This window comes from Paraburkholderia sp. BR10872 (genome assembly GCF_040965835.1).
Classification (GTDB): domain Bacteria; phylum Pseudomonadota; class Gammaproteobacteria; order Burkholderiales; family Burkholderiaceae; genus Paraburkholderia; species Paraburkholderia nodosa_A.
Genome location: NZ_JBFRCN010000045.1, coordinates 1 through 14,546, shown reverse-complemented (window position 1 = coordinate 14,546; position 14,546 = coordinate 1). Strand labels below are relative to the sequence as shown.

Genomic DNA, 14,546 nt, shown 5'->3' with positions numbered 1-14,546 from the left:
CGCGGCGGTGCGCTCACAACAGCGGCAGCGTGAGCCGAATGTGCTCGGCGAACGCCGCCGTGAGGAGCGACGGCCGCTTGCGTCCGAACTTGATCGTAATGCCCACGGCCGGCAAGGGCGGCAGCGCGGGATCGCCATTGAGAATCGCCAGATCCGCCGGAACGGCCGTTTGTGTCATGACGGCGAAGGCCTGGCCCGAACGCACGAGCGCGGTGAGACCGGCGAGGCTGCTGCTCGCATACGCGACGCGGTAGGCGCGGCCCATCCTCTCCAACGCTTCACAGGCTGCGATGTGATCGAGGGTGTCCGGATCGGAGAGCGCGAGCGGCAGCGGATCGACATGGGCGGAATCGAGTCCGGGCGAGCCGATCCAGACCAGCTGCTCGCGGCGAATGATCTCGTCGTGCGGGCCGCTTGCGTTGGCGGACCCGATGGCGGTCAAAGGCAGCGATACCAGGGCGAGATCGACCGCACGCTTGTCGAGCTGTTCGAGAAGGCGCGGCGTGGGAACGCATACGACTTCCACGAGCGCATTCGGATGCTGGCCCGAAAACCGGCGCAGCAAGGAGGGCAGAAATACGGCCGCATAGTCGTCCGGGCAGCCGAAGCGCAGGGTGCCCGACAAGCCCGTGCCGCACAGGTCGGCCATGGCCTCGTCGTGCAGGCGCAGAATGCGCTGGGCGTGCACCAGCAGGCGCTCGCCGGGGCTCGTCAGCGCAACGCCGCGGCCGGTGCGCTGAAACAACGGCTGATCGACGATCTCCTCGAGCCGCTTGATCTGCTGACTCAGCGCCGACTGGGTGCGGCCCACGCGTTCGGCCGCGCGGCTTATCGAGCGCACCTCGGCGATAACCGCGAACGAACGCAGCAGATCGATTTCCAGCGGTCGGCTCACGATATTAGCCTCTCTTCTAGCTTGCATAAGAACTATTCGATTCTATAAAACCAGAGCGCCGCCTAGACTGCAAGGAAAACCCGCAAAACCCGCTACCCGACGAGGAGAAGCCCGTGTCCAGGAACGACGACGAACAGTTTTGGCGCAACGCGAGACAGCATCTGATCCGCTATGGCGGCACGTTCGAGCCGATGATCATCGAGCGCGCCCAGGGCAGCTTCGTCTACGACGCGGACGACCGGCCGATTCTCGACTTCACTTCGGGACAGATGAGCGCGGTGCTCGGTCACAGCCACCCGGAAATCGTCTCGGTCGTCAACGAATACGCGGGCAAGCTGGACCACCTGTTCAGCGGCATGCTCTCGCGGCCCGTGGTCGAACTGGCCACGCGTCTCGCCGACGTCACGCCCGACGGGCTCGACCGGGCGCTGCTGCTGAGCACCGGCGCGGAGTCGAACGAGGCCGCCATCCGCATGGCGAAGCTCGTCACGGGCAAATTCGAAATCGTGGGCTTTGCGCAGTCGTGGCACGGCATGACGGGCGGCGCGGCTTCGGCCACCTATAGCGCAGGGCGCAAGGGCGTCGGCCCCGCAGCGGTGGGCTCCTATGCGATTCCCGCGCCGTTCACGTACCGGCCGCGCTTCGAGCGCAACGGGCAATACGATTGCCTCGCGGAACTCGACTACGCGTTCGATCTCATCGACCGCCAGTCGAGCGGCAATCTCGCGGCCTTCATCGCGGAGCCGATCCTGAGTTCGGGCGGCATCATCGAACTGCCGCCCGGCTATATGGCCGCACTCAAGCGCAAATGCGAAGAGCGCGGCATGCTGCTGATTCTGGACGAGGCGCAAACGGGCGTCGGGCGCACCGGCACGATGTTCGCGTGCGAGCACGACGGCGTGACGCCCGACATTCTCACGCTATCGAAAACACTCGGCGCCGGATTGCCGCTCGCGGCCGTGGTCACGTCCGCGCAGATCGAGGAAGCCGCGCACGAACGGGGCTTCCTGTTCTACACGACGCATGTGTCCGATCCGCTTCCTGCTGCGGTCGGCCTGCGGGTGCTGGACGTCGTGGCGCGCGACGGACTCGTTGCGCGCGCAAATATCATGGGCGGGCGTTTGAGGCGCGGGCTGCTGGATCTGATGGAGCGCTTCGAATGCATCGGCGACATTCGGGGGCGCGGGCTGCTGCTCGGCCTCGAGATCGTCAAGGACCGCCGCACGAAGGAGCCCGCCGACGGCCTTGGCGCGAAAATCACGCGCGAGTGCATGAAGCTCGGGCTCAGCATGAACATCGTGCAGTTGCCGGGCATGGGCGGCGTGTTTCGCATTGCACCGCCGCTGACCGTGAGCGAGCAGGAGATCGATCTCGGCGTGGAGTTGCTGGGGCAGGCGATCGAGCGCTCCCTCTGAGGACCAGGGTCGTCGCGGCTAGGCCTTGCCGCGCGACCCGGCCGTGCTCACTTGAGGCTTCGCGAGCGCACGTGCGACGAGCGGCGTGGACATGACGATGGACGTGCGCGTCTCGCCGTAGAGATTGATGCGCTGGATCAGGCGCTCCAGGTCGGCCACGCTCGTCGCGACGAGGCGAATGACATAGGAGTCCGCACCGGTCACGTGATGGCATTCGAGCACCTCGGCAATCGTGCCGAGCAGCTTGAGAAACTTCGCTTTCGCGGATTGGGGCACCGTGATGCCGATCAGGGCCGAGATCGGATAGCCGGCGACGGCCGGATTCACGCGCGCCGTGTAGCCTTCGATCACGCCGGCCTCTTCGAGACGTCTCACGCGCTCCGTGACCGCAGGCACCGAGAGATGCACCTGGCGCGCAAGCTCGGTGTAGGTCATGCGGCCGTTTTCCTGCAGCAGCGCCAGTACTTTCCAGTCCAGATCGTCCATCATGGCGAAATGTTTAAGGTGAAAGGCCGATTTTCCCTTAAATCCCGGCTTCTGCGGATACTCTTCGCGGTCTACGATAGTCCCCTATAGAACACGCATTGCGGAGAGAGGAGACATGTTGTTCGTCAAAGCCGTGGCGATGGGGTTTTGCATCGCCGCACCGGTCGGGGCCATCGGCATGCTGTGCATCCAGCGCAGCCTGAGCCGCGGTTTTTACTCCGGCTTCGCAACCGGCATTGGCGCTGCGTGCGCCGATGCGTTTTATGGCTTGCTCGGCGCGCTCGGCGTGGCCGGTATCGTCACGGCGCTGCCGATGCTGACGGTGGTCTTGAAGGCGGCGGGCGGGGCATTTCTGGTGTGGATGGCGTGGACCATCGCACGCGCGTCGTCGACCGCGCCGGCCGCCGTACAGGAGACGCAGCGCAGCCCTCTCGCGCGGGATTTCCTCACGACGTTTGCACTGACGCTCTCGAACCCTCTGACCATTTTTTCGTTCATTGCCGCGTTTGCCTCGCTCGGGCCATTACCGCCCATGCCAGGCGAGCAGGGGGCGCCGGGAGGGTTTTCGATGGCGCTGATGGCGACTATGGTGACGGGCGTGTTCGCGGGCTCGGCCGTGTGGTGGCTGTTCCTGAGCGGCGTGACGTCCGCGTTGCGTACGAAGCTGCCGCTCGCGTTCACGCGGGGCATCTCCCTTTTTTCCGCCGTGGCGATTGCCGCGTTTGGCGTGGTTCAGATGGTGACCGGTCTCGCGCGGCTCGCTTAAGACGTCGTTTCGAAACGTTCGAGGGCTTGCGCCACTTCCTCGATGTAGGCGTCCGTCATTGCGCAGTCCGCGAGCGCCTGCCTGAGCCGGAACACATATTCCGCGTTGCTGCCGAGCGGCCCATGCGCTTGGGCTATCGCACGCGCGGCAGTCGCGGGGCTCGAATCAGCCTCGTATTGTCGCGGGCAGGTGTTCGCCACGAAGGCGAGGGCGTGCCGCGTCTCGCCCGTCGTGAGCGTTACCGAGGTCCAGGCGGGCGTGTAGGCGCCCGTCAGCATCTCGCGGGTCCAGAGGATGTGCAACTCTTCGTCGAGCGTGGCCGCATCGAGCCGCAGCACCACGCCTTGCGTATGGCCGCCGCGCTCCAGCGCGAGCATGCGGCCGGGGCACTGCGGCGTGCCGCGCCCGCCGAACAGGCGGATGCAAAAGCTCCTGCGCCAGCCGTGCAGCGTGGCGTGCGCGCGCCGGTCGAAGTGCGAGAGCGGATTCCACATGAGCGAACCGTAGCCGAACACCCAGACCTCTTCGCCGGCGGGGCGCTTCGCCATCGTTTCGGCGAGCGACTGGGCGATCTGGGCTTGCGTCCAGAGAATTTCCGGCGGGAGATGGCTGAAACTCTCGAGAAACGCGCCGGAGCGAATGGCGTCCCTGTTTAGCATGGCGTTGACGGGTCGGTGGAGGCTACGTGACCAAGTATGCGGTCGGCGCGGGTGGGGATAAAGTGGCTGGAGCGCGATGCTGCGTTCAACTGAGGGCGACAATCGGGGCGGGGCGCTCTTGTCCCCTCCGCACTTCCCCCAGGATCGCGCCGCCAGGCGCGTGCGGGTTATGAAGTGCTGCTCGCGTTGAGCGACTATAGCGCGTCGAACGAAGAGCGCCTGCTCGATACGGTATTGAGCCGCCGCCCCGAAGGCGTGCTGCTACGGGACTACGCAAGCGGCCGCGCTCATGCCCGGCGCGGTCGCTTGAATCCAGCGCTCAATGCCCCAGACCGCTCGCCGCGATCTGCTGCTCGACGTACTGCGCGAACAGCGAATGCGTGTGCGTGGTCGGGTGAAGGTCGTCGGCGAACATATAGGTTTGGTCCGCATGGGCCGAGACGTAGGTGACGGGCGAGCAGAGCAGCGAGGTGTTGTCCGGCGTTTTCGAAGGGTCGCACGCCTGGGCCGTGTTGGACACGGTAAACCCGTTCGTCTGGAAGTTCGCGACGAGCTGCGTGATCCAGGTGTAGGAATCGATTTCGATGACCTTGCCTTGCAGGCCATCCGTCTGCAACGCGCCGTTCAATGTCGAGTTGAAGAGCTGCGATAGCTGGGTCAGGTTCGCGCCGCCGTCGGCCGAGGTGATGCCCTTGGGCGAGAGGCCGACGTTCGGCACGTTGATCACCACGACATGTGTGGCGCCGGCCTGCACGATCTGCCCGACGACTTGTGCGAGCGTCGTGGCGGCAGTCTGCACGACGGTATTGGCTGTCGGCGGGTTGCCGGCGCGCAGCACGTCGTTCGCGCCTGCCCAGACCAGCACGAGCTGACCGGAGTTGAAGGTGCCGTGAGCGGAGATATAGCTCGACACCTGCTGATTGACCGGCATTTCGATGTTGCCGATCACGTCCGAGAGGAAGTCGTACTGGTTCGCGGGCGTGGCGACCGTCGAGCCGCCCTCTGCGTAGCCGAAGCCGCCTTGCGCGCTCAGCTTGTGATCGAGGCCGACCGTGTATGCGGCGTTCAGGGTGTCCCCATAATATTGCGCGACGTCCTGGGACCAGACCTGACCGGGGTTGGTCGTGAACCGCCCGCCGCCTGCGGCGCTCGCAAGCGGCGCGTAGGTCCCGACGTCGGAAAGACTGTCGCCGAACGAGACGACTTGCAGCTTGACGCCGCCAGCCGGCGTGCTCGTGCCGGGGTTCGAGCCGCCACCGCCTCCTCCGCCTCCTCCGCCGCCGCAAGCCGCGAGCAGGTAAATCAGTCCGGCGGAAATTGCCACCCGGATCCGTGTATCGATCGTTGCCATTGTGCCCCCTTACCGCTTGACGCGATTGCACCCGCGACCGGATAGGGCGGGCCTAAGAGGGCTAGCAAAAACAATGCGCGCAGCCTACAAATAGCTGACTGGAAGGCGTGTTAGGCGTTACAGAACCAGCATTTCGACCCGGTTGCCGCCCAGCGCCTTCGCGCTGTAGAGCGCGGCGTCGGCGGCAGCCAGCAGCTCGGAGAGCGTGGACGCTTCCTGACCATGTTGCGCCAGGCCGATGCTCACCGTGGCGCGTATGGCGATGCCATCGACCTTGTTCATGGGTGTTTGAGCGAAACGCCTGGCGATCGCTTCGCCCACCGCTTTGGCGCGCACGCGGTCATGGCCTGGCAGCAGGGCGGCGAACTCTTCACCGCCTATGCGCGCGAGGATCGCCTCGGGTCCCACGGCGCTGCGGGCAATGTCCGCGAACGTCTTGAGGACTTCGTCGCCAGTCTTGTGGCCGTAGCGATCGTTGATGGTCTTGAAGTGGTCGAGATCGAAGGCAAGCAGCGAAACCGGCTGACGCGCCCCGGGCTGACGCGTCCCGATCTCGTTCATCACGCGCTCGCCTTCTTCGAAGAAGCAGCGGCGGTTGCCAAGGCGGGTCAGGTAGTCCGTTTGAGACTCGCGCAACAACTGCCCATGCGTTTCTTCGCGTACCAGCTTGATCAGGGCCATGGGCAGAATGATCGAATAGAGCACGCCTTCATACATCGTGATCTTGCTGACGAGCGCGACGAAGCCGTCCCCATAGCGGCTGCCCAGCAACGGCAGGACAAACGTCCTGAACAGGTAAAAGAGTGCGTGGACTCCGGTGACGAACGTCGCGACGTGGCGCGATTGGCCCCCTTTCATGCCGTCGCCGCGCAGCAGCTCGCGCGAGGTCATGGCGCTCACCAGTGCAATGGGAAACGCGCTCGCGTAGTACCACATGGCCTGCGGATGCCGTGCGCCCCATGTGGCCCATGTCAGTGCGATCAACGCGAGCAGGGCGAACGAGGCCGCCCGGTAGTGCCGCCCGTTCAGCGTCGCGACGCCATGCAGGACCAGCAGATAGCCGGCCATCATGACGAGGTTGCTCAGAGCGGCGCCCCAAACCCCTGGCAAATTGGCGCGCACGAGCACCGCGGCGCAGCCGGCTGCGAGGGTCGCGTAGCCCCCGGCCAGGACCCGCAATGCCTTGCTGCGCGCGGGATGCGTACGATGCTCCCAGAGCGTCATCAGGGAACTGGCTAGCAGGGTCCCGATCAGGAGGAAGTAGATGGTAAGTAGATCGACGTGCATCGCTGGCGTGAGGCTTCTACACCGGTACATCGCGGCGAACGCGCATTTTACGCCGAAACTTAATAGTGCGATGCCCGGTCCCTGATTGTCCGTTACGTGCCCCTGGCGTGCCCCAGCGGCTTCACGCGTCGCGCCCCGCCTCGATGCGTTCTGTATCGAGCCCGAACGGGTCGAGCGCGCGTGTGACTTGCGCAGGAGTGCGATCGAGTTTTTTGTTGTGCTGTGAGTGCTTTGGCCTTTTCTTGTGTTCGCGGCATACCGACGTGAAAACAAGGAAAGGCCAAAACAGAAAAAGGCGAAAAAACCAACAAGGCTAAGGATAATCCTGCATGGCAAGCCAATGCCGAATCATCCTTGCCTGATCGGCATCGAGCGACTTGAGCACCTGCTCAGCGGGCTCCCGCCGCAACGCCTCAACCACCGGCGCCAGCGCAGCATCGCAAAGATGCCATATTCCAAGCGGCTGGTCCGGACTAGCGACCACATCCGCTTCGGCAATCATGCCGCCATCAATCACGGGCGCACGCCCCACATTCAACTCGTTGAAATCCGCGCTCACATGCGCGGGACGGTCGTCAGGCCATGCCCCACGCGTTTGCCAGAATGGCTGCGTAGTCCACCGCTGTTCGAGCGCGTAGACATCGCGCCCGGTGCGCGCGAAGCGCATGAACAACTGCTCGATGCGCTGCTGATGAAAGCGCAGCGCGAGCGGCGCACGCTCGGGCCGTGCGAGTAGCGTATGGATCACCGCGGGCGCCTGCAACGCGGAGGTCAGCGACTGGAACACGCCGTTGCCCGCGAGCGGATCGACGGCCATGGCTGCATCGCCCACGCGCAGCCAGTTGTGCCCGCCAGTACGGCCGCACAGCGTGGCAGTGCTGCTGCGCGCGTAGAGGCGCGCGTCGGTCGCGGCGTCGCCCGCGAAGAAGTCGCTGGCAAGCGGCGAATGCCGCATGCGCTCGCAAAACGTGAGCAGTTCATCGCGCTGCGGCAGTTCGGGGTTCGTGACGTCCAGCGTCAATTGCCAGTAGCAGCGGCCGTCGCCCAGACGCGCCATCCATGCCCATCCGCCAGGCAGGCTTTCCACCGCAGTGGCTGATGCGCCCCCGCGGCCCTTCCATACGTTCAGCAGGCTCACGGTTTGCGGGCCGCGCGTGGCGTCGCGCAACAGCGGCGCGAGGCGCCCGCGCGCTTCGACCAGAAAGTCCGCGCGTAGCGTGAGCGGTCCGTCGGCGGTTTCGATCATGAGATCGTGACCCGCCGATGAGGAATGCAGAGAGCGCACATTCGCCTCGATCATGTCCACGCCCGCGCTGCACAGGTCCTCGCGCAGGGCCGCATCGAACACGCGCCGGTCCACGAGAAATTCTGCGTCGAGCGTTTGCAACGCGCCGTTCCAGAGCGTGGTGCGCACGCACGGTCCTTCGCCGCAACTGGCTGCGCGATGCAGGCCCGCACGGCGCAGCGCTTCGATTGCACGTGCCGACAAGGCTTCGGCCGCGTCGAAGCGGCGCCAGTCGCTTACCACCTCCACGCGATAATCGAGCCCCGCGAGCGCACGCGCAACGGCTGCGCCCGCTGGCCCCGCGCCAAGCACGACGATGCTGGCGGCATTCATGACGCGCGCGCTCGCGAAGGCACACACGCGTGTACGCTCGCAAACATGATGTGCGTGGCGGCATGAAGGTGAGGGAGGTAACCGTGCATGCTGTCCCCCGTGGAATCATGGCGCATCGCTTTGCGACCCCTGCGCTGCGCTCGAAAGGAGTGAAACCTAATCTGGCATAGATGCCGCGATAAAGCTATCCGGTCAAAGGAGGATTTCAGTAGCGGAAATCCCGCATTCCGATGCGCAATGCGTATGAACGATCGTGCGCTGTAATTGCTTTGCGAATTGGCGATGCATGCCGGATAGCGGCACGCATTGATCGTCTGTATTCCTCACAAGGATGCTTCGGTGTAACGAGGCAAAGCGGGGCAGCGCGTGGTTGTGGCTAGCGCGGCGGCGCTGCGGACGTATTTGCAGGAATGCCATCCTGCCATGCGCTCCAGTGCGCGACGATGGTCTGCACGAGAGGATGTCCCGCGCGATAGAGATTTTCCAACGCGATGGCGAAGCCGCCCTGGCTCGCATAGTTAAGCAGATTCGCCGCGTTCGATTCTCCTGCATACGGACGATCGAAGTCCGAGCCCGCGCGCAGCACGGCCACGCGATCGAGGTCCACGCGTTGCGCATGCGCCGCGCGGCTCAGTGCTTCGAACGTGGCGTTGTCCTCCTGCTGCGTCATGCAGTACACGCCTTGGCCACCCGTCAACTGGCGCGTGAATTCGCTCGCCCTCGCGCCGAGCGCCTTGCCTGACCACCAGGTATCGTCGGCGACCGAATCGCAGCGGATCACCGTAGGCGGCCGGTTCGCGGGAGCGTAAGCATATTTCGCGCGCGCGGCCTGGGCCTGCGCGCTATCGGCGAGCGTCACGTCGCGCGAGATCGCCCAGGCGGCCGAGGTGAGCCTCGGATTCAAGTGGAACACTTCGGTGCGGTAATCGAGCGCGGGCTTGTCGTCAGGGCCTTTCGTATTGATGCCGAGATAGCCGGTGCGCCAGCCGCGCGGGCGGCCGTCGCCGTCGATCTCCCACTGCAGGCCGAAATCGACGAGCCAGTCCGACCAGGCCGCCGAGCCGATCGTGCCGTGCCCGGGGTTCACACCCGCAATGCCCGCGACGAGAAAGTAGGTCTTGCGCAGGTCGAACTGCGGCGCGAAGGCGAGGGCCATCATCGAAGCGGCGGCATTCGCATGGCCCATGCCGGTCGTCATCACGCAGACATCGTCGGCGTTGCATTGCACAGCGGGATAGTCGGGCGAGAGGCCCGCGATTGTCACGGACTCCCAGGGACCGAGGCGCTCGAGCCATGTCTTCGCTTCGGGTGCGAACATCGTCACGATCATGACTTTCACCGGGCGTCCGTGTGCGGCGGCGCCCGCTTGTGCGAAGGCCGCGGGTTGCGCAGAAAGCGTTCCGGTGTTCTGTTGCCCTGGACGTGGCTGCGATGCACAGGCAGCGAGCGCCAGCGCGGCGCAGAGGAACGTGAGGCGGGTTCGCATTGCGCAACTCCTTTTCTTTATACGCGTAACAGGCGGCGCGATTGATCGGGCGAATGTTCAGGAAAATACGCTCGACTATGACAGTTTTGCGAAGACGCGGCGCCTCGCAGGGCGCTGTTGCCCTTGTGCGCCACGCAAAGCGCATTTTCGCGCCAAGTTCCTATACTTCGACTAACGCGCCCGACGAGGCAGCCTCGCCAACACGAAGCGACAAGGCCGCGCGGCCCCGGCCCGCATGCGGCAGCATCAGGAGGGAGACATGGGACAATCCGCATCCGCATCCGCGGCGCACGGGCACCTTGGCGACTCCGGCCCGCATCGTCCGGCGCTTCCCGCGCTCGCGCTGGCCGCGCTCGGCGTGGTCTACGGCGACATCGGCACGAGCCCGCTCTACACGCTCGCCACCGTGTTCGATCCCGGCAACGGCCTTGCCGTCAATGCTTTCAACATCGTAGGTATCGTCTCGCTGATTTTCTGGTCGCTCATGATCGTCGTTTCGCTCAAGTACGTCGCGCTCATCCTGCGCGCGAACAATCACGGCGAGGGCGGCATCATGGCGCTGCTCGCACTCGCGGCTTCCTCGGTGGCGTCACGGCCGCATCTGCGTGCCACGCTGCTCGTGATCGGCGTGATGGGCGCGGCGCTCTTCTTCGGTGACAGCGTGATCACGCCGGCCATCTCGGTGCTGAGCGCCGTAGAAGGCCTCGAAGTGGCCGAACCCGGGCTCAAGACCTACGTGATTCCGGTGACGCTTACGGCGATCATCGTGCTGTTCGTCACGCAAAAGCACGGCACGGGTGGCATCGGCGCCGTGTTCGGTCCGGTGATGGTGCTGTGGTTCATCGTGATCGCTGCGGCGGGTGTGGCCAACATCGCCTCCGCGCCGGCCGTGCTGTTCGCGCTCGATCCGCGCGAGGGCATCGCGTTTTGCCTGCATCACCGCTGGCTCGCCTTCGTCGCGCTAGGCGCGGTCGTGCTCTCGCTCACGGGCGCCGAAGCGCTCTATGCCGACATGGGCCACTTCGGCAAGCAGCCTATTCGCCTCACGTGGTTCGGCCTGGTGTTTCCCGCGCTCGCGCTCAATTACCTCGGGCAGGGCGCGCTGCTGCTGGCCAACCCAGGCGCCGTGCAAAACCCGTTCTACCGGCTTTTCCCGCAATGGTCGATCGTGCCGATGATCGTGCTTGCGACCGTCGCCACCGTCATCGCTTCGCAGGCCGTGATTTCGGGCACGTATTCCATGGCGATGCAGGCCATGCAACTCTCCTTCCTGCCGCGCATGAATATCGTGCACACCTCGGAGCGCGAAATCGGGCAGATCTACGTGCCCGGCATCAACTGGATCCTGCTCGTCGCCGTGGTCGCGGCGGTGGTGGGCTTCCGTTCGTCGACGGCGCTCGGCTCCGCTTACGGCATCGCCGTGACAGGCACCATGCTTATCACGACATTCCTCACGTTCTTCGTCGTGCGTTACGCGTGGCACTACAACTGGCTGCTGTGCGTGTTCGCCACGGCGTTCTTCTTCGTGATCGACGCCATGTTCTTCTCGGCCAACCTGCTCAAGATCGTGGACGGCGGCTGGTTCCCGCTCGTGATCGGCGCACTGATGTTCACGGTCATGGCGACCTGGGGCAAGGGCTGGGAAATGATGGCGGCCGAGGCGCGCGTGCGCGCCGGCAAGAAGCCCCTCAAGCCTTATCTCGCGACGCTGCTCGAGAGTTCGCCGGTGCGCGTAGGCGGCACGGCGATCTTCCTCACGCCGAACGCCGACGCGGTACCGCACGCGCTCGTCAACAACTTGCGGCACAACCGGGTGTTGCACGAACGCGTAGTATTCCTGAGCGTGAAAACGAAGGACGTGCCATGGGTGGCCGAGAGCGAGCGCGTGATGGTCGAACTGCTATGCCCGGGTTGCTACTGCGTCGTCATCAATTACGGATTCAAGGACGAGGTGGACCTGCCATGCACGCTCGCCGCCTACAAGTCCGCGGATTTGACGTTCGATCTCGACGAGACGTCGTGGTTCCTCAGCCGCGCCGTGGTGGTGCCGAAGCGCGGCCATGGCATGTCGCTCTGGCGTGAGCGCCTTTTCGCGGTGATGCTGCACAACGTCGGGAATATCGCCGCGTTCTTCAAGCTTCCAGCCAATCGTGTGATCGAGGTCGGTGCACGCGTCGAGATCTAGGCGGCTCGACGCGCCTGGGCTGTGGCGCAAACGCGTGGCAGGCTGTCGCGCTGACGGAAACTCAGGCGTAGGATGATCGGAATCGCATCGTGGTCATGTGGCAGCGAGCCGGTTGCAAGCGGCTCGCCGCATGACCGAAGGAGGGCCATCATGAGACGCCTCTATTTCCTCGCTCCCGACACCACCACGGCGCAGGCGATCGTCGACGATCTGCTGCGCGCGCGCATCACGTGGCGTCATATCCATGTGCTCGCCAATCATAGTGTGGGGCTCGAGCGCTTGCCCGAGGCCTCGCTGCTGCAGCGCAGCGACGTCGTGCATGCGCTGGAGCGCGGCGTGATGTTCGGCGCGGCGACCGGCGCCATCGTCGGTCTCGTTGCGCTGATGTTTCCGCCCGCGAATTTCGATATCACGGGCGGGGTCGTCGTCGCGCTGACCCTCGCGGGCATGATATTCGGCGCGTGGGTGGCCGGCATGATCGGCGTGGACGAACCGAATACCCGGCTCGCGCGTTTTAATGGGCCGATCGAGGACGGCCAACTGCTGGTCATGGCCGATGTGCCCGGCTCACGCGAAGCGGAGATCGAGGCGAACATCGCGCAGCACGTTCCGCGCGCCGATGTGGAAGGCGCGGAAGCGACGACGCCCATCTTCCCCTGAAAGCGCCGGGGCTCGAGTGCGAATCACGGCAACGGGGTAGGCCTGGGCGCTTGCCCGCCGCTTGTCGTCCAATCGCGCCCCATTTCATCTGCCTTGTCGCGCCTTTTTAGGTCCGCAGCTCTCTACCTCGGACCGCCCAGATTGAGCCGCGCCGCCCGCGCGACGCCGCCCGCCCGGCGCCCGCCGCCGGGCCCGCCATTCCCTCGCCAAATCCGCATTTTGACCGGCTTACGCCCGCGACAAGGCAAAATACGGGTTTTGAGCCCGAGCCGGGCTCGAGTTTCCCCTGCCGGCCGCCTCCTTCCAGGCATCGATCGGGCCTCGTTGCGAGCCCGGCAGGTCGGCTCGCCTTGTCTGCGAGCCCTCAAGCGATATTGGAGTCGTCTACATGCCCGAATCGAATCTGTCTTTCTTCGGCCGCCTTTCGGTCGCGCTGGGATCGTTCTTCGCGATCCTTGGCGACGGCGAGCTCGCCGCCAACGTGCGCCGTCTGCGCGAAGGCGGGTTCGCGGCCGCCGCCGCTGCGCCTGCGCCTGCCGCGGCTCCGGTCGCGAAGCCGGCCCCCGCGCCCGCACCTGCACCCACCGTCATCAAGGAAGCTACGCCCGACGCCGCGCTCCAGTTGCTCGGCCTGCTCCAGCGCAACGCGCGCTTCGTCGATTTCGTCGAGGAAGACATTGCCGGTTATGCCGATGCGGATATCGGCGCCGCCGCCCGCATCGTCCACGAAGGCTGCCGCGCCACGCTGCGCGACCACTTTTCGATCCGCCCGGTGCGCAGCGAGTCCGAAGGCTCGCGCGTGACGCTGCCGGCCGGCTTCGACGCCGCCGCCGTGCGGCTCACCGGTAACGTGGTGGGGGAGGCGCCGTTCAGCGGCAGCCTCACGCATCGCGGCTGGCGCGTCGAGGAGGTCAAGCTGCCGCAACTCGTCAAGACGCATGACGCGCGCATCATCGCGCCGGCGGAGGTGGAGCTGTGAGCGATCCGCGTTATTCGATTGGCGTCGACCTGGGCACAACGCATTGCGCGCTGTCCTACGTCGACCTCAGCGCCAGCGATGGCGAAAAGACCCAGCAGGGCGTGCTGAACGTGACCCAGCTGACGGCGCCGGGCACGCTGGAATCGCCCGACCTGCTGCCTTCGTTTCTCTACTTGCCGCATGCGGGCGAGCTGACGCCGGGCGACCTCACGCTGCCGTGGACCACTACGCGCGAGTACGCCGTTGGCGAGCTCGCGCGCAGCCGTGGCGCGGGCACGCCGATCCGCCTCGTCTCGAGCGCGAAGAGCTGGTTGTGCCACCCCGGCGTGGATCGCCGCGCGGCCATTCTGCCCAACGACGCGCCGCCCGAAGTCACGCGCGTGTCGCCGCTCGAAAGCTCGGTGCGCTATCTCACGCACCTGCGCGAGGCCTGGGATCACGCACATCCGGAGGCGCCGTTCGGCGAGCAGGAGATCACTGTCACGATTCCCGCCTCGTTCGACCCTGCCGCGCGCGAGCTGACGGCCGAGGCGGCGCAAGCGGCGGGCTACGCCAACATGACGCTGCTGGAAGAGCCCCAGGCGGCGCTCTATAGCTGGATCCAGAAAAGCGGCGGCGCATGGCGCAAGGAAGTAAAGGTCGGCGACATCATCCTCGTCGTGGACGTGGGCGGCGGCACGACTGACCTTTCGCTGATCGCCGTGGTCGAGCGCGAAGGCAATCTCGAACTGCACCGCGTGGCCGTGGGCGAGCACATTC

General features: G+C 65.4%; 13 protein-coding genes and 1 pseudogene. 7 read left to right on the top strand and 7 right to left on the bottom strand.

Going from position 1 to position 14,546, the window contains the following annotated elements; genetic code table 11:
• Nucleotides 1–13: 13 nt before the first annotated feature.
• Nucleotides 14–922 carry a LysR family transcriptional regulator gene (locus AB4Y43_RS28955; protein ID WP_368729368.1) on the bottom strand — a complete coding sequence of 303 codons (909 nt, stop codon included), beginning with the start codon at nucleotides 920–922 and terminating at the stop codon, nucleotides 14–16.
• A gap of 86 nt (nucleotides 923–1,008) precedes the next feature.
• Here AB4Y43_RS28955 and AB4Y43_RS28950 point away from each other — a divergent pair, with 86 nt between their 5' ends.
• Nucleotides 1,009–2,310, top strand: a complete 1,302-nt coding sequence (locus tag AB4Y43_RS28950; RefSeq protein ID WP_368729367.1) for an aspartate aminotransferase family protein — start codon at nucleotides 1,009–1,011, stop codon at nucleotides 2,308–2,310.
• Nucleotides 2,311–2,328: 18 nt separating this feature from the next.
• Here the strand turns inward: AB4Y43_RS28950 and AB4Y43_RS28945 are convergent, their stop codons facing one another.
• Nucleotides 2,329–2,796 (bottom strand): Lrp/AsnC family transcriptional regulator, encoded by a 468-nt coding sequence (locus AB4Y43_RS28945; protein ID WP_368729386.1) that lies wholly within the window; start codon nucleotides 2,794–2,796, stop codon nucleotides 2,329–2,331.
• Between the two features lie 115 nt (nucleotides 2,797–2,911).
• On the opposite strand from AB4Y43_RS28945, the gene AB4Y43_RS28940 reads away from it, so the two are divergent.
• Nucleotides 2,912–3,562, top strand: coding sequence for a LysE/ArgO family amino acid transporter (locus AB4Y43_RS28940; protein ID WP_368729366.1), 651 nt, complete (start codon nucleotides 2,912–2,914; stop codon nucleotides 3,560–3,562).
• On the opposite strand, the gene AB4Y43_RS28935 is transcribed toward AB4Y43_RS28940, so the two are convergent.
• Nucleotides 3,559–4,221, bottom strand: a complete 663-nt coding sequence (locus AB4Y43_RS28935) for a gamma-glutamylcyclotransferase (protein ID WP_069266771.1) — start codon at nucleotides 4,219–4,221, stop codon at nucleotides 3,559–3,561. The genes AB4Y43_RS28940 and AB4Y43_RS28935 overlap by 4 nt on opposite strands.
• A gap of 156 nt (nucleotides 4,222–4,377) precedes the next feature.
• Between AB4Y43_RS28935 and AB4Y43_RS28930 the strand changes: the two are divergent.
• Nucleotides 4,378–4,485 (top strand): annotated as a pseudogene (locus tag AB4Y43_RS28930) (GntR family transcriptional regulator); the annotation flags it as partial.
• 55 nt (nucleotides 4,486–4,540) lie between these two features.
• Here the strand turns inward: AB4Y43_RS28930 and AB4Y43_RS28925 are convergent.
• From AB4Y43_RS28925 to AB4Y43_RS28910, 4 genes are all read right to left on the bottom strand, one after another.
• On the bottom strand, nucleotides 4,541–5,572 hold the full coding sequence (locus AB4Y43_RS28925) for an SGNH/GDSL hydrolase family protein (protein WP_342947201.1): 1,032 nt from the start codon (nucleotides 5,570–5,572) through the stop codon (nucleotides 4,541–4,543).
• 117 nt (nucleotides 5,573–5,689) lie between these two features.
• Nucleotides 5,690–6,859 (bottom strand): diguanylate cyclase, encoded by a 1,170-nt coding sequence (locus tag AB4Y43_RS28920; RefSeq protein WP_368729385.1) that lies wholly within the window; start codon nucleotides 6,857–6,859, stop codon nucleotides 5,690–5,692.
• 313 nt (nucleotides 6,860–7,172) lie between these two features.
• Nucleotides 7,173–8,477, bottom strand: a complete 1,305-nt coding sequence (locus AB4Y43_RS28915; protein ID WP_368729365.1) for an NAD(P)/FAD-dependent oxidoreductase — start codon at nucleotides 8,475–8,477, stop codon at nucleotides 7,173–7,175.
• Nucleotides 8,478–8,853: 376 nt separating this feature from the next.
• Entirely contained in the window at nucleotides 8,854–9,963 is a 1,110-nt protein-coding gene (locus AB4Y43_RS28910) for a purine nucleoside permease (protein WP_368729364.1), read from the bottom strand.
• 259 nt (nucleotides 9,964–10,222) lie between these two features.
• Here AB4Y43_RS28910 and AB4Y43_RS28905 point away from each other — a divergent pair, with 259 nt between their 5' ends.
• The 4 genes from AB4Y43_RS28905 to AB4Y43_RS28890 form a co-directional block, all read left to right on the top strand.
• Nucleotides 10,223–12,148 (top strand): potassium transporter Kup, encoded by a 1,926-nt coding sequence (locus AB4Y43_RS28905; protein WP_069266766.1) that lies wholly within the window; start codon nucleotides 10,223–10,225, stop codon nucleotides 12,146–12,148.
• A 150-nt stretch (nucleotides 12,149–12,298) separates the two neighbouring features.
• Nucleotides 12,299–12,808, top strand: a complete 510-nt coding sequence (locus AB4Y43_RS28900) for a DUF1269 domain-containing protein (protein WP_368602123.1) — start codon at nucleotides 12,299–12,301, stop codon at nucleotides 12,806–12,808.
• A gap of 388 nt (nucleotides 12,809–13,196) precedes the next feature.
• Nucleotides 13,197–13,787 (top strand): DUF2760 domain-containing protein, encoded by a 591-nt coding sequence (locus AB4Y43_RS28895; protein WP_368602124.1) that lies wholly within the window; start codon nucleotides 13,197–13,199, stop codon nucleotides 13,785–13,787.
• Nucleotides 13,784–14,546: Hsp70 family protein (locus AB4Y43_RS28890; RefSeq protein ID WP_368729363.1), on the top strand; the 763-nt coding region annotated here is incomplete at its 3' end. The genes AB4Y43_RS28895 and AB4Y43_RS28890, both read left to right, overlap by 4 nt.

Excerpts from the sequence above, each read along its gene's own strand:
- AB4Y43_RS28955 (WP_368729368.1), bottom strand. The coding sequence starts at position 922 with ATGCAAGCTAGAAGAGAGGCTAATATCGTGAGCCGACCGCTGGAAATC.
- AB4Y43_RS28945 (WP_368729386.1), bottom strand. The coding sequence starts at position 2,796 with ATGGACGATCTGGACTGGAAAGTACTGGCGCTGCTGCAGGAAAACGGC.
- AB4Y43_RS28940 (WP_368729366.1), top strand. The coding sequence starts at position 2,912 with ATGTTGTTCGTCAAAGCCGTGGCGATGGGGTTTTGCATCGCCGCACCG.
- AB4Y43_RS28935 (WP_069266771.1), bottom strand. The coding sequence starts at position 4,221 with ATGCTAAACAGGGACGCCATTCGCTCCGGCGCGTTTCTCGAGAGTTTC.
- AB4Y43_RS28925 (WP_342947201.1), bottom strand. The coding sequence starts at position 5,572 with ATGGCAACGATCGATACACGGATCCGGGTGGCAATTTCCGCCGGACTG.
- AB4Y43_RS28920 (WP_368729385.1), bottom strand. The coding sequence starts at position 6,859 with ATGCACGTCGATCTACTTACCATCTACTTCCTCCTGATCGGGACCCTG.
- AB4Y43_RS28915 (WP_368729365.1), bottom strand. The coding sequence starts at position 8,477 with ATGAATGCCGCCAGCATCGTCGTGCTTGGCGCGGGGCCAGCGGGCGCA.
- AB4Y43_RS28910 (WP_368729364.1), bottom strand. The coding sequence starts at position 9,963 with ATGCGAACCCGCCTCACGTTCCTCTGCGCCGCGCTGGCGCTCGCTGCC.
- AB4Y43_RS28905 (WP_069266766.1), top strand. The coding sequence starts at position 10,223 with ATGGGACAATCCGCATCCGCATCCGCGGCGCACGGGCACCTTGGCGAC.
- AB4Y43_RS28900 (WP_368602123.1), top strand. The coding sequence starts at position 12,299 with ATGAGACGCCTCTATTTCCTCGCTCCCGACACCACCACGGCGCAGGCG.
- AB4Y43_RS28895 (WP_368602124.1), top strand. The coding sequence starts at position 13,197 with ATGCCCGAATCGAATCTGTCTTTCTTCGGCCGCCTTTCGGTCGCGCTG.